Origin of the sequence: Ruminococcus turbiniformis, assembly GCF_020687545.1 — a bacterium.
GTDB lineage: Bacteria > Bacillota > Clostridia > Lachnospirales > Lachnospiraceae > Mediterraneibacter > Mediterraneibacter turbiniformis.
Genome location: NZ_JAJEQX010000006.1, coordinates 63,009 through 77,172, shown reverse-complemented (window position 1 = coordinate 77,172; position 14,164 = coordinate 63,009). Strand labels below are relative to the sequence as shown.

The 14,164-nt window shown below is 52.6% G+C and carries 14 protein-coding genes; 10 read left to right on the top strand and 4 right to left on the bottom strand.

The genetic code is table 11. The annotated features are described in order from the left end of the window. Positions 1-14: 14 nt before the first annotated feature. On the bottom strand, positions 15-1,184 hold the full coding sequence (locus tag LKD70_RS05005) for a galactokinase (protein WP_227706937.1): 1,170 nt from the start codon (positions 1,182-1,184) through the stop codon (positions 15-17). A 221-nt stretch (positions 1,185-1,405) separates the two neighbouring features. Between LKD70_RS05005 and LKD70_RS05000 the strand changes: the two genes are divergently transcribed. The 3 genes from LKD70_RS05000 to LKD70_RS04990 are packed head-to-tail and all read left to right on the top strand — an operon-like array spanning position 1,406 to position 4,385. Beyond that, positions 1,406-2,248 carry an AraC family transcriptional regulator gene (locus tag LKD70_RS05000; protein ID WP_227706936.1) on the top strand — a complete coding sequence of 281 codons (843 nt, stop codon included), beginning with the start codon at positions 1,406-1,408 and terminating at the stop codon, positions 2,246-2,248. Then, positions 2,245-3,057: a tRNA threonylcarbamoyladenosine dehydratase gene (locus LKD70_RS04995; protein WP_227706935.1), complete on the top strand. Its 813-nt coding sequence runs from the start codon at positions 2,245-2,247 to the stop codon at positions 3,055-3,057. Before LKD70_RS05000 ends, LKD70_RS04995 begins: the two co-directional genes overlap by 4 nt. An 11-nt stretch (positions 3,058-3,068) precedes the next feature. Next, positions 3,069-4,385: a replication-associated recombination protein A gene (locus LKD70_RS04990; RefSeq protein WP_227706934.1), complete on the top strand. Its 1,317-nt coding sequence runs from the start codon at positions 3,069-3,071 to the stop codon at positions 4,383-4,385. Here the strand turns inward: LKD70_RS04990 and LKD70_RS04985 are convergent. The 3 genes from LKD70_RS04985 to LKD70_RS04975 all read right to left on the bottom strand — a co-directional run bounded on the left by LKD70_RS04985 (position 4,362) and on the right by LKD70_RS04975 (position 7,033). Next, on the bottom strand, positions 4,362-4,874 hold the full coding sequence (locus LKD70_RS04985) for a DUF4364 family protein (RefSeq protein ID WP_227706933.1): 513 nt from the start codon (positions 4,872-4,874) through the stop codon (positions 4,362-4,364). The two genes, LKD70_RS04990 and LKD70_RS04985, sit on opposite strands and share 24 nt — an antisense overlap. Next, positions 4,867-5,817 (bottom strand): TIGR01212 family radical SAM protein, encoded by a 951-nt coding sequence (locus LKD70_RS04980; RefSeq protein WP_227706999.1) that lies wholly within the window; start codon positions 5,815-5,817, stop codon positions 4,867-4,869. Before LKD70_RS04980 ends, LKD70_RS04985 begins: the two co-directional genes overlap by 8 nt. A gap of 67 nt (positions 5,818-5,884) precedes the next feature. Beyond that, on the bottom strand, positions 5,885-7,033 hold the full coding sequence (locus LKD70_RS04975; RefSeq protein ID WP_227706932.1) for an NAD(P)-dependent malic enzyme: 1,149 nt from the start codon (positions 7,031-7,033) through the stop codon (positions 5,885-5,887). A gap of 239 nt (positions 7,034-7,272) precedes the next feature. Here LKD70_RS04975 and rho point away from each other — a divergent pair, with 239 nt between their 5' ends. From rho to LKD70_RS04940, 7 genes are all read left to right on the top strand, one after another. Then, positions 7,273-8,622 carry a transcription termination factor Rho gene (gene rho, locus LKD70_RS04970; RefSeq protein ID WP_227706931.1) on the top strand — a complete coding sequence of 450 codons (1,350 nt, stop codon included), beginning with the start codon at positions 7,273-7,275 and terminating at the stop codon, positions 8,620-8,622. Between the two features lie 90 nt (positions 8,623-8,712). Then, on the top strand, positions 8,713-8,913 hold the full coding sequence (gene rpmE / locus LKD70_RS04965; protein ID WP_072525822.1) for a 50S ribosomal protein L31: 201 nt from the start codon (positions 8,713-8,715) through the stop codon (positions 8,911-8,913). 94 nt (positions 8,914-9,007) lie between these two features. Further along, complete coding sequence (locus LKD70_RS04960; protein ID WP_227706930.1) at positions 9,008-9,922, top strand: DUF1385 domain-containing protein; 915 nt, start codon at positions 9,008-9,010, stop codon at positions 9,920-9,922. After that, complete coding sequence (prmC, locus tag LKD70_RS04955) at positions 9,919-10,839, top strand: peptide chain release factor N(5)-glutamine methyltransferase (RefSeq protein ID WP_227706929.1); 921 nt, start codon at positions 9,919-9,921, stop codon at positions 10,837-10,839. The genes LKD70_RS04960 and prmC overlap by 4 nt, the downstream gene beginning before the upstream one ends. Before the next feature lie 50 nt (positions 10,840-10,889). Then, positions 10,890-11,963 carry a peptide chain release factor 1 gene (prfA, locus tag LKD70_RS04950; RefSeq protein WP_227706928.1) on the top strand — a complete coding sequence of 358 codons (1,074 nt, stop codon included), beginning with the start codon at positions 10,890-10,892 and terminating at the stop codon, positions 11,961-11,963. Positions 11,964-12,020: 57 nt separating this feature from the next. After that, positions 12,021-12,920, top strand: a complete 900-nt coding sequence (locus LKD70_RS04945; protein ID WP_227706927.1) for a DUF2156 domain-containing protein — start codon at positions 12,021-12,023, stop codon at positions 12,918-12,920. Between the two features lie 5 nt (positions 12,921-12,925). Next, the gene (locus tag LKD70_RS04940) at positions 12,926-14,113 is read left to right on the top strand and encodes a pyridoxal phosphate-dependent aminotransferase (RefSeq protein ID WP_227706926.1); all 1,188 of its coding nucleotides are present in this window, start codon (positions 12,926-12,928) and stop codon (positions 14,111-14,113) included. Positions 14,114-14,164: the final 51 nt, after the last annotated feature.

Sequence of the window (14,164 nt, the reverse complement as noted above, 5' to 3'; positions counted from 1 at the left end):
TGTATGCCGGCACCCTACAGGATGCGGGACGCGCCGTCTCCAATGTCTACGGTGTAAAATTCCGCCTCGTGTCCGACTTTTTCAAGGTAGGTCTTTCCGATCGTGTCGATAAACGGATCTACAGCCTCGTTTTTCACGATGCTGACCGTGCATCCGCCGAATCCGCCGCCGGTGATGCGGGAACCGATGACTCCCGGGATCTGCCATGCGAGATCTACAAGAATATCGATCTCCGGACAGGACACTTCGTAATCATCTCGCAGGGAGACGTGGGACTGATTCATCAGTTTTCCGAATTTCTCAATGTCTCCGGCGCGAAGAGCTGCCACCGCGTCGATCGTTCTCTGGTTTTCATATACCGCGTGTTTTGCGCGCTTTAACTGCACCGGGTCTTTGATCAAATGTTTGTTCTGCTCGAATTTTTCCGGAGTCAGATCCCCGAGAGAGCGGATGTCAAGCTCTGCCTGCAGGGCGGCGAGCGCTTCGGTGCATTCGCGGCGCCGGTCGTTGTATGCAGAGTCCACAAGGCTGTGCTTTACCTTGCTGTTCGTTATGACGATCTTCGCGTCCTCAAGACGGATCGGGGCATACTCGTAGTTTAAGGCCGCCGTGTCGAGGAAGATGGCGTTGTCCTTCTTTCCCATAGCCACAGCGAACTGATCCATGATCCCGCAGTTGCATCCGTTGAAGTTATTCTCCGAGTACTGTCCGATCAGCGCAAGGTCAGTCATCGTCAGGCTGTCGATTCCGAAGAGATCGCAGAGCACAACCCCTGTGAGCACTTCCAGGGATGCGGAGGAGGAAAGCCCGGAACCGTTCGGGATATTTCCCCAGATGACCATGTCAAAGCCTGCAGGCGGCATATGTCCTTTCTCTTTAAACGCCCAGACAACGCCCAGCGGGTAGTTGGCCCAGTTGTATTCCTTTTTGTTTGTCAGATCGTCGAGGGATGCTTCCACAACGCCGAACCGGTTAAGGTTCATGGAGTAGAGACGGATTCTGCGGTCGCTGCGCGCCCGTGCCGCCGCGTAGGTTCCCATGGTAAGCGCGCAGGGAAATACATGTCCTCCGTTGTAGTCTGTATGTTCTCCGATCAGGTTGACGCGTCCGGGGGAGAAGTAAAAGCGTGCTCCGTCCGCGTCACCGAACAGTTCTGCAAATTTCTCAAAAAGTTTCTGTTCCATCTGATGAACCTCCTTGTGTGAAATCTTGATTGAATCTACTGCTAATATAGCCCGGACAGATGTTGAAGTCCATACAAAATACGTGCAAACATATGTAAAAATGTTGTGAGAAACAGATGCGCGGAGGGCGGTTATGGTGTATACTGATATAGACTGTGCTGTGAGGAAAACAGGCGGAGCAAAGAAACAGGACGGATTTCAGGATCACAGGGAGGTGCGGTATGCCGGATACATACAAGCATTCATATAAAATGGGAGAAAATTTTCTGAACTCTCTGGCTGTCTACAATGTGGGGTATCAGAAGTGTGAACCCGACTACCAGTGGGGGCCGGGAATCAGAGACCACTACTGTATCCACCATATTCTCTCCGGCAGCGGGACGTACACGACGGGAAAGATTTCGGTCCGCCTTAAGGCGGGGGATACGTTCATCCTGTTTCCGGGGGTGGAGCTTGAGTATCAGGCGGACAGCGAGGAACCATGGGAGTACGGCTGGGCCGGGTTTATGGGAGCGGATGCGGCGTCCATTATCCGGAATACGGAATTCAGCCGGGAGTCGCCCTACATTCTTAAAGGAAGGGTGCCGGGGGAGAAGATCCGGGAAGGAATCGGGAATATCTACCGCGCGAAGGGGAATAACTATGAGTCCGCGGTGGCGATGGCGGGGGCTCTGTACAGCCTGCTGGCCGTTTTCATGCAGTATGCGGAGAAGGAAGACCGGCAGACGGACACTCAGGAGACCTATGTGGAGCGGGCGCAGAGCTATATCGGCAACAACTATTCCTATCCGATTACAGTGGAAGATGTTGCCGCCTATGTGGGAATCAGCAGAAGCCATCTGTTCCGCTCTTTTCAGAGTTACCTGCGCCAGTCTCCGAAAGAGTATCTGACGGAATACAGGATCAAACAGGCGTGCCGGCTGCTGAGAGAGACCGGCCTGTCCGTGTCGGCGATTGCATATTCGGTAGGGTTTGAGAACAACCTGTATTTTTCAAAGGCATTCAGAAAACAGAAGGGAATCAGTCCTTCCGAGTACCGGAAGGCGAAGAGGAGATCAGTATGACGATACAGAACAGAGAACAGGATACGAGGACGCGGATGCTGCTCGGGGAGGACGGCGTCTCCCGGCTCAGGCAGTCGTCGGTTGCCGTTTTCGGCGTGGGAGGCGTGGGCTCTCACTGCGTGGAAGCGCTGGCGAGAAGCGGAGTGGGGAAACTGACGCTCATCGACAGTGACCGGGTGGCAGCATCAAACATCAACAGGCAGTCCATCGCATACCACAGCACAGTGGGGCGGTTCAAGACGGAAGTGATGCGGGAGCGCATCCGGGATATTGATCCGGATACCGAAGTAGAGACGTATGAGACGTTTGTCCTTCCGGACAATATCGAGTCGGTTTTCGGACCGGTGATGCCGGATTATATTGTGGACGCCATCGATACGGTGAGCGCGAAAATCGCCCTGGCTGTCTTTGCGGCGCAGAAAGGGATTCCGATCATCAGCAGCATGGGAACCGGAAACAAGCTTCATCCGGAGCTTTTTGAGATCGCGGATCTCTCAGAGACCAGTGTCTGCCCCCTGTGCCGGGTTATGCGCAGGGAGCTGAAAAAAAGAGGGATTGAGCATCTGAAAGTCGTATATTCAAAAGAAAAACCGAGAACCGTGCAGAACGGTGAGAACAGAGAGTGTGTGGTACACAGCGGCAGCGGGAACGGGACCGCTGCGGACATGCAGAGCCGCGGCGGGGAAGAAAAGGGGGCGGCGCAGCGGGAACGCCGGTCGACTCCGGGGAGCGTTTCTTTTGTGCCCCCTGCGGCGGGGCTGATGATTGCCGGGGAAGTGATCCGCACTCTGGCGGGAACAGGAGAATAGGAGGAAGAAAAATGGATCTTTTTGACTATATGAGAGAGACAAACCAGGAGAAAGAATCACCTCTTGCCTCCCGGATGAGGCCGGCGACGCTGGATGAAGTAGTCGGACAGCAGCACATTATCGGAAAAGACAGGCTGCTCTACCGGGCCATCAAGGCAGATAAGCTGAGCTCGGTGATCTTTTACGGCCCGCCGGGAACAGGGAAGACAACACTTGCAAAAGTGATCGCGAACACGACAAGCGCTGAGTTTAAACAGATCAATGCCACTGTCGCCGGGAAGAAGGACATGGAGGAGGTCATACAGGAGGCAAAAAACTTAAGGGGGATGTATGGAAAGAAGACGATCCTCTTTATCGATGAGATCCACCGGTTCAACAAAGGACAGCAGGACTACCTTCTTCCGTTTGTAGAGGACGGCACGGTAATCCTCATCGGGGCGACCACAGAGAACCCGTATTTTGAGGTGAACGGGGCGCTGATCTCCAGGTCAAGCATTTTTGAACTGAAGCCTCTTGAAAAAGCGGATATCCGGTCGCTTCTCAAAAAAGCGTTCACGGACACGGAAAAAGGGATGGGAAGCTTCCGGGCGCAGATCGACGACGACGCCCTTGATTTTCTCTCCGACATGGCGGGCGGGGACGCAAGGAGCGCGCTGAATGCGATTGAGCTTGCGGTACTTACGACAGAGCGGAGCGCGGACGGAATCATACACATTACCCTGGACGTGGCCTCAGAGTGTATTCAGAAGAGAGTGGTGAACTACGACAAAAGAGGGGACAACCACTATGATATCATCTCCGCTTTCATCAAGAGCATGAGAGGATCTGACCCGGACGCCGCCGTCTACTATCTGGCGAAAATGCTTTATGCCGGGGAGGATGTGAAGTTTATCTCCCGAAGGATTATGATCTGCGCGTCCGAGGATGTGGGAAATGCAGATCCCATGGCCCTTGTTGTGGCGGTCTCGGCAGCGCAGGCGGCGGAGCGGGTCGGAATGCCGGAGGCCCAGATCATCCTCTCCCAGGCAGTGACGTACATCGCCTGCGCTCCGAAGAGCAATTCCGCGTCAAACGCCATATTTGCCGCAGATGAGGCGGTGAAACAATACCAGACGAGCGTGCCGGTCCATCTGAAGGACGCCCACTACAAAGGGGCGCAGAAGCTTGGGCACGGAACCGGATACAAGTATGCCCATGACTATCCGGGGCACTACGTGAAACAGCAGTATCTCCCGGACGAAATAAAAGACGCCAGATTCTATGAACCCGGCGTCCTCGGTCACGAAAAAGAGATCGGTGAGTATTTAAAGAAGATTCGACAGGAGTAGCGCGTAGATCTCCTGGCTCTTCCCGTTCCAGTGGTGAGCGATCGTCTCAGCCTCTTTCTCGGTCGGAACCGTGAGTTTCAGATCAATGAGGCTGGACCCGTTCTCCACGATCTGGCAGCGGACTTCATACTCTCTCTCTGTGTTCAGATAATAGTCAGCCTTAACAGAAGATTCTTCTTTCAGATCGTACTGTTTTTCCCGGAGAAAATCATCGATATCCTTCCGGATGGCCGGGGATATCTTGTTGCTGAAATAGTGAATCGTCTCGCCGCCTTCTTCGGTCAGATGATACAGCGTCCGGTTATGCGTCATCTCAGGGCGGATCAGTTCGGACTGCGCCAGCTCCGAGAGCGCTTCCTGGAGCTTAAAATATGTCGTATAGCCTTTGTCCAGCACAAATTCTGATATCTGTGAGGTCGTGAGCGGAAAATCCACTTTGTTGAGCATGTATAAGATGATCAGTTTGTAAAGCGTGAAAGTTTCAGCCATGGTACTCCTTTCCCTGCCATATGTCATTTTCTTTCATATACTGATGAAACCGGTTTAAAACCGTCCGTTTCGCGCCGGTCCAGAGGGGAGCGATGAGCAGGTCTTTCGGTCCGTCCCCTGTCAGTCTGTGAATTACGATGTCCGGCCGCAGATGAGAGACACAGCGCGCAAGCGTGCGGATATACTCATCCTGATCCGGAACGTGAAACGGTTCCCTTTCGTACACGTCTGCAAGATCAGTGCCCCTGAGCACGTGGAGAAGCTGAAGCTTAATCCCCTGAATGTCGCAGCGGTTTAAATAGTCTATGGTCTTAAGCATGTCTTCCTCTGTCTCCCCCGGAAGGAAGAGGATGACATGGACGATCACGTCGATCCCGGCCCGGCGAAGCCTGCGCACGGCACAGTCGAACACCGGAAGATCATACCCCCTGCGGATCATCTGTGCAGTGGCCGGGTGGATTGTCTGAAGTCCGAGCTCCACCCATACGGGACGAATCGAGTTCAGCCGTCCGAGAAGTCCGACCACGTCATCACCGAGACAGTCGGGGCGCGTGGCGACGGAAAGTGCCTTCACATCCGGATCGCCGAGTGCCTCAGTGAAAATCTTCTCCAGATATTCCACAGGCGCATAGGTGTTCGTAAAAGCCTGAAAATATGCGATATACGACTGGACAGGGCGCTTGCTCTGAAGTTCCTTTTTCCCGTTTTCAAGCTGTGTGCGGATCGGAAGAAGCACATCTCCGGCGAAATCCCCGGAACCCATGGCACTGCAGAAGATACATCCTCCGGTGCCGATATGTCCGTCACGGTTCGGGCAGGTCATCCCTCCGTTTAGGGCGATCCGGTATACCTTTTCCCCGAACCTGTTCCGGAGAAACCAGTCAAGGGAGTGATACCGCTTCTCGCCCCAGCGGGTCTGTCCCGGCGTCAGACGGCTCTGCATTTTCAGCTGCGGGCTCTGCGCCTTAAGCTGCGGACTCTGCGTTTTTACGTCTGCGGAAGAGGTCATGTCAGATCCGCTCCCGGATGGCCCTGCTTACCGTCTCGGCCACGCGGGGATCAAAGGCTTCGGGGAGAATGTTGTCCTCACTTAACGTCTCGTCGGGTACGAGCCCTGCGATCGCCTCTGCGGCCGCAAGCTTCATCTCTTCGGTGATCTGCGCGGCACGGCCTTCCAGAGCTCCCTTAAAGATGCCGGGGAAAGCGATCACGTTATTGACCTGGTTCGGGAAGTCCGAGCGTCCTGTTCCGACGACTTTCGCGCCGGCTGCCTTTGCCAGATCCGGCATGATCTCCGGTACCGGGTTCGCCATGGCGAAGAGGATGGCGTCGCGGTTCATGGAAGAGACCATCTCCTGGGATACGATGCCCGGGGCGGAGACGCCGACAAAGATATCGGCACCCTTAAGCGCGTCGGAGAGCGTGCCCGTTCTGTTTTCAAGGTTTGTCACTTCAGCCATCTCTTTCTGCATCCAGTTGAGTCCTTCGGATTCTTTTGAGATGATTCCGTTGATATCGCACATTGTAATATGAGGAAATCCGTATGTCAGAAGAAGCTTCGTTATCGCAACACCGGCGCTTCCGGCACCGTTTACGACAACCCGGCATTCCTCTTTTTTCTTTCCGGTCACTTTCAGGGCGTTGATGATGCCGGCGAGCACGACAATTGCCGTTCCGTGCTGGTCATCGTGGAAAACCGGAATGTCAAGGAGCTCCTTTAACCGGTTTTCAATCTCAAAACAGCGGGGAGCGGAGATGTCCTCCAGGTTGATCCCGCCGAACGCCGGGGCAATGTTGACGACGGTCTTTATAATCTCCTCCGTATCCTGAGTGTCCAGACAGATCGGAACGGCGTTGACGCCTCCGAACTCCTTGAAAAGGACTGCCTTTCCTTCCATGACCGGCATGGCGGCAAGCGCGCCGATATTTCCAAGTCCCAGAACCGCGCTTCCGTCGGAGACAACGGCGACGGTGTTTGCCTTGATTGTGTATTTATATGCGGCACCGGGATTCTCCGCAATGACCTTGCAGGGCTCTGCGACGCCGGGGGTGTAGGCGATGGAGAGATCTTCACGGCTGTTCACGCGTGCCTTTGCCGCAGTCTCAAGTTTCCCGTTCCACTGTTCATGCATCTTAAGTGCTTTCTCGCTGTTTGACATTTTCCATACCTCTCTTTGTGAAGTGAAGTTCAGCCTGTGCCGTTTTCAGGGCCGCAGCTGAACTGTTATTTATCATATCACTTTCATACCCGACTTGACAAGGGCGGTTCGGAAATGTATAATTATTGCATATTTGATGCAGATTATCGATTTTATGTCTGTTCAGACGAAAATTCCCGAAGCATTTTGATATACGTTGACTTTATTTGTTTTGTGATTTTTGTGAAAGGAAAATTTTTATGACGAGAGAGAAGTATGAATCACTGCCTCTGGCAACATTAAAAGAGCTTGCGAAGGCGAGAAAAATGAGAGGCGTTTCCGGACTTAAAAAGAGTGAGCTGATCGATGCGATGCTTGCGCTTGACGAGAAAGAAGAGCAGAAAGAAGCTGCGACGGAGGCAAAAGAGGAAGTCCGTGAAGAGATGAAGGAGAAGAAGGCTGAGACAGACATTGAGCATCTGGACAGTGGATACACGGCCAACGGCATTCTGGAGGTCATGCAGGACGGCTTCGGATTCATACGAAGCGACAATTATCTGCCGGGAGAAAACGATGTATATGTGTCCCCGGCACAGATCAGAAGATTCGGACTGAAGACAGGTGATATCCTGACAGGAAACACAAGAGTAAAGACGCAGGGAGAGAAGTTCAGCGCACTCCTTTATGTGTCAACGATCAACGGCCTGCGCCCGGCGGAGGCCATGAAGAGAAAGAACTTTGAGGATCTGACGCCCATCTTCCCGAACAAGAGAATCCGCCTTGAAAATTCCGGAAGCAGCACGGCGATGCGGATCATGGATCTGGTCTCCCCGATCGGAAAGGGCCAGAGAGGAATGATCGTATCTCCTCCGAAAGCCGGCAAGACGACGCTTTTGAAAGAGGTGGCGCTTTCCGTGCAGAAATCGGAGCCTCATATGCATCTGCTCATTCTGCTGATTGACGAGCGCCCGGAGGAAGTGACAGATATCAAGGAGGCAATTTCAGGGCCCAACGTGGAAGTGATTCATTCCACATTCGATGAGCTGCCGGAGCACCACAAGAGAGTGTCTGAAATGGTGATTGCGAGAGCAAAGAGACTGGTGGAGCATGGGCAGGATGTAATGATTCTTCTGGACAGTATCACGAGACTCTCCCGCGCGTACAACCTGATTGTCCCGCCGTCCGGAAGAACACTTTCCGGAGGACTTGACCCGGCTGCGCTTTACAGTCCGAAGCGGTTCTTCGGTGCCGCGAGAAACATGAGAGAGGGCGGAAGCCTTACGATTCTCGCAACAGCGCTTGTGGATACGGGAAGCAAGATGGATGACGTGGTATACGAGGAGTTCAAGGGAACCGGCAACATGGAGCTGATCCTGGACAGAAAACTTCAGGAGAGAAGAGTATTCCCGGCCATCGATATTCCAAAGTCCGGAACGAGAAGAGAGGACCTGCTTCTTAATAAGGAAGAGCAGGAAGCAATCTACATCATGCGCAGAGCCATGAACGGAATGAAAGCAGAGGAAGCGGTTGACAATCTTCTGAATATGTTCTCGAGAACAAAATCAAATGCGGAACTCGTGCACCAGGTGATCCGCCAGAAGTTTATATAAAAAACAGTTGCAAAGCACTATATCTTGTGTTACAATGATTAAGCTGTTTAGAGATAATAATAAGTAATTTGAAATAGAGAGGTGAATATCATGCGCGAAGGAATCCATCCGGAGTATCATCAGGCTACAGTGACCTGCAACTGTGGAAACACATTTGTGACAGGTTCCACAAAGGAGAGCATCCACGTTGAAATCTGCTCCAAGTGCCATCCGTTCTACACAGGACAGCAGAAAGCTGCACAGGCACGCGGCCGTGTTGACAAGTTCAACAAGAAATACGGTATTAAATAGGAAACAAACACAGCAGGCTGAGGTGGAAGCATCTCAGCCTGTTTGTATGAACCCAGACTGCAGTGCAGCCTGGGTTTACAAAATTGGAGGGACAATGAAGTCATCAAACATAGGAGGACAGGCGGTTCTCGAAGGCATTATGATGCGGAACGGAGGAAAGTATTCCGTGGCTGTCCGCAAAACGGACGGAGATATCGCCGTGGATGTCAAGGAATACCACAGTGTAATTCCGTGGAAGACACCGCTTAAAATCCCTTTTATCAGGGGCATATTTAACTTTATCGATTCCCTTGTGCTGGGAATGAAGACACTGACATATTCTGCTTCCTTCTTTGAAGAGGAGGAAGAGGAAGAACTTACCGAAGAGGCGGCTGCAAAGCAGGAAAAACGGGACCGGATTCTGATGAATCTGACGGTCGTGCTCGCTGTCATCATCGCAGTGGGGCTTTTCATGGTACTTCCCTATTTTCTGAGCAGTTTCGTGGAGCGGCTTACGTCATCCAGAGCGTTCATGACAATCTTCGAGGGCGTGATCCGCGTCGTGATTTTCCTGCTGTATATCTTCCTTATATCAAGGACAAAGGATATCAAACGCACATTTATGTATCACGGGGCAGAGCACAAGTGTATCAACTGTATTGAACACGGCCTGGAACTGAACGTGGAAAATGTCAGAAAAAGCTCAAAGCAGCACAAGCGCTGCGGGACAAGCTTCCTTTTCTTCGTTATGATTGTGAGCATTGTCTTCTGCTTCTTCATCACAGCAGAGTCCCAGATTGCGAGAGTGCTGATCCGGATTGCGCTGTTTCCGCTGATCGCAGGAGTGTCCTATGAGATTATCCGCCTGGCGGGGAACAGCGACAATGCACTGATCAATCTCTTAAGCCGCCCGGGAATGTGGGTGCAGAACATGACCACAAAAGAGCCCGACGACAGCATGATTGAAGTGGGAATCCGGGCTGTTGAGGAAGTGTTCGACTGGCGAACATGGCAGAAGGAGAACTTATGAGGCCTTCTGAGAAATGCGAAGAGAGAAAAACAGGGAAAAAACTTGGCGATGCGTACAGTGAAGGGCGTGAGCGCCTGAAAGCGGCCGGAGTGCCGGAACCGGATCTGGACGCGTGGTATCTGCTTGAATCTGTGACCGGAGTCAGCAGGGCATTGTATTACGCAAGGCCCGGACAGGAGATGACAGAGAGCCAGAGCGCGGCATATGAATCGTGTATCAGGAAGCGCTGCGCACGTATTCCACTGCAGCATATCACAGGCGTGCAGGAGTTTATGGGACTTGAGTTCCGGGTCAGCGGGGATGTACTCATTCCCCGGCAGGACACGGAAGTCCTTGTGGAGGAGGCGCTTAAGGCGGCCGGAAGCGGCGCTGTGCCGACGGAAAACGGGACCCTGCGCGTGCTGGATCTGTGTACGGGATCGGGATGCATACTTTTAAGCTTCCTGTACTGGCTTAAGAAAAACGGCAGATCCGGCGGGAAAATGCCGGTCGGGGGAATCGGATCGGATCTCTCGGAGAGGGCGCTTGGCGTGGCGAAAGAGAACGCGGGGAAACTGAAGATCCCGGCAGAGTTTGTGCAGGGAGACCTGTTTGAGAATGTACGGGGAAGCTTCGGACTGATCCTCTCGAATCCGCCCTATATCCGCACGGCGGAACTGGACAGTCTCCAGGATGAGGTCAGGCTCTACGATCCCAGAGAGGCGCTGGACGGAAAAGAGGACGGCCTTTACTTCTACCGGAGGATTGTCAGAGAGTGCCGGCCGCATCTGGCAGACGGCGGATATCTGATGTTTGAGATCGGATGCGATCAGGCGGAGGACGTGGCTGATCTGATGAGAAAGGGCGGCTTCCTGGACATTGAAGTAAAAAAAGACCTGGCAGGGCTTGACCGGGTAGTTTTTGGAAGATATAGTTGAGAATATAGATTTGGACACCAGATTATTTTTTTAGAAAAGGACAGAGGAACATGTTTGACAGATTGGATGATTTGCTGATCCGATACGAGGAGATTATGGGAGAGCTGCAGGAGCCGGGCGTGGCAGACGATCCGGTGCGGTTCCGGAAGCTGATGAAAGAGCAGAGCGATCTCGCTCCTATCGTAGAGGCTTACAACGAGTATAAGAACTGTAAACAGAATATGGAGGACAGCCTGTCGCTTCTCGAGGAGGAATCTGATGAGGAGATGCGCGAGCTGGCGAAGGAAGAGTTAAACGAGTCAAAGAAGCGGATCGAGGAGCTGGAAAAGGAACTGAAGATCCTTCTCCTCCCGAAAGACCCCAACGATGACAAGAACGTCATCGTGGAGATCCGCGCGGGTGCGGGCGGTGATGAGGCCGCGCTCTTTGCGGCGGAGATCTACCGCATGTACGTGCATTACGCGGACAGCCGGGGATGGAAAACCGAGATGATTTCCTTAAATGAGAACGGAATCGGCGGCTTCAAAGAGTGTGTCTTTATGATTACCGGACAGGGAGCCTACTCCCGTCTGAAATACGAAAGCGGCGTGCATCGCGTACAGAGGGTGCCGGAGACGGAGAGCGGCGGAAGAATCCATACGTCCACCATCACTGTGGCCATCATGCCGGAAGCCGAGGAAGTGGATGTGGTGATTGATGAGAAGGACATCCGGATCGACGTTATGAGAGCTTCCGGAAACGGCGGACAGTGCGTCAACACGACGGACTCAGCGGTGCGTCTGACTCACTTCCCGACCGGAATCGTAATTTACAGCCAGACAGAGAAGTCTCAGCTTCAGAACAAAGAGAAGGCATTCCGGCTGCTGCGCTCCAAGCTGTATGATCTGGAACTTGAAAAGCAGCAGGCGTCTGAGGCCGAGGCGAGAAGAAGCCAGATCGGTACCGGAGACCGCTCCGAGAAGATCCGGACTTACAACTTCCCGCAGGGCCGTGTGACGGACCACAGAATAAAGCTTACTCTCCACAAGCTCGACTCCGTGTTAAACGGAGATCTGGACGAGATCATCGACAGTCTGATCGCGGCGGATCAGACAGCGCGGTTAAGCGGTATGGAAGAGGAATAATAAAAATGGACGAATGGAAAATACTGGAAGAATTGAGGACGGAGGCAGATACCGAAAATGACAGAACCAGATTTTAAGCGGCCTGAACTGGAGGACAGAGATCTTATTTCATCGTATTTTAAGCAGGCTCCGAGCCGGAGCTGCGAGAGAAGTTTTGTGAACTGCTATCTCTGGTCCAGACATTATAATGTGAAGTTTGCCGTAATCGAGGACTCGCTTGTGTTCCGCAATGAAAGCGGCGGATGCGCTTACTCTTATCCGGCGGGAAAGCCGGAAAATGTCAGAAGGGCGCTGGAATGGCTTATGGAATACTGCAGGGAGAAGAACTGTCCGTTTGCCCTGTATAATGTGACGCCGGAGATGTTCGATCAGCTAGAGAAGTGGTATCCGGGCAGATTCTCCATCGAGTACAACCGCGACTACGCGGACTACGTGTATGAGACAGAGAAGCTGGCTACTCTTGCAGGGAAAAAACTCCACGGCAAGAGAAATCATATCAACAAATTCATGAAGCTCTATCCGGACTGGAGCTATGAGACGCTCTCCGATGACAATGTGGAAGAGTGCTTCCAGATGGCGCTTCAGTGGCGAAACGACAACGGATGTGAAGACGACCCGGAGAAAAATGCCGAGATGTGCGTGGCGTTAAATTCGCTGCGGCTTTACAAAGAACTCGGCATGACAGGCGGCGTACTGCGTGTGAACGGGAAAATTGCCGCGTTTACGGTGGGAGAACCGCTTTGCGATGATACGTTTGTCGTGCATATCGAGAAGGCATATGCGGATGTTGAGGGTGCCTATCCGATGATTAACCAGCAGTTTGTGCAGCATGAGTGCATGAATTATAAATACGTCAACAGAGAGGACGACACGGGAGCGGAGGGATTGAGAAAGGCGAAGCTCTCATACAGGCCGGCCTTCCTGGAAGAAAAAGGATTTGTAAAAGAAACGGAGTGACAGCAATGATATCAAAGAAAATGGAAAACATGGTGGCAAACAGTTCCGCGATCCGCGCGATGTTTGAGGAGGGAAACCGCCTGGCAAAGATCTACGGGGCAGAGAATGTGTTTGATTTCAGCCTGGGAAACCCGAACGTTCCGGCGCCGGAATCTGTGAAAAATGCGATCATCGAACTGTTAAACAGGGAAGATCCGGTTGTCCTCCACGGCTACACGAACAGCAATGCCGGATATGAGGATGTGCGTGAGGCAGTGGCGGAGTCGTTAAACGGCCGGTTCGGAACGAATTTTAAGGCGAGAAATATCACCATGACCGTAGGGGCTGCCGGAGGACTCAATGTGATTCTCAAGGCGCTGATCAATCCGGGCGATGAGGTGATCGTGTTCGCACCCTATTTCGGAGAATACAGAAGCTATGTGAACAATTACGACGGTTCTCTTGTGGAGATTTCCCCGGATACGGAGACATTCCAGCCGAGACTGGATGAGTTTGAGAAGAAGATCACGCCGAAGACAAGAGCAGTCATCGTGAATACTCCGAACAACCCGACCGGTGTTGTCTACTCAGAGGAGACGATCAAAAAACTGGCCTCTGTGATGGAGAAAAAGCAGGAAGAGTACGGAACGGATATTTATCTGATCTCGGACGAGCCGTACAGAGAGCTGGCCTACGACGGGATTGAAGTGCCGTATCTGACGAAATATTATGCAAATACGGTTGTCGGCTACTCCTACAGCAAATCTCTCTCACTTCCGGGAGAGCGGATCGGCTACCTTGTGATTCCGGATGAGGCTGCGGACAGTGAAAATGTGATTGCGGCGGCCAACGTTGCCACGAGAATCCTCGGATTTGTAAACGCTCCGACACTCCAGCAGAAAGTTGTAAAGGCGTGCTTAAACGAGAAGACAGACATTTCGTTCTACGACAGAAACAGAGAGACCCTCTACAACGGATTAAAAGAACTCGGGTTTGAGTGCATCAAGCCGGAGGGAGCGTTCTATCTCTTCGTGAAGTCTCCGGTGGCGGATGAAAAAGAATTCTGCGCAAAGGCGAAAGAGTACAATATCCTTCTCGTGCCGGGAAGCTCCTTTGCGTGCCCTGGTTACGTGAGAATCGCATACTGTGTCTCCTATGAGACGATTGTGAACTCCCTGCCGAAGTTTGCAGAGCTTGCGGCAAACTACAGATAGACGGATGTGAAAGAAAACCTGCAGGCAGCGCAGGAAAGACTGCAGCGTGAA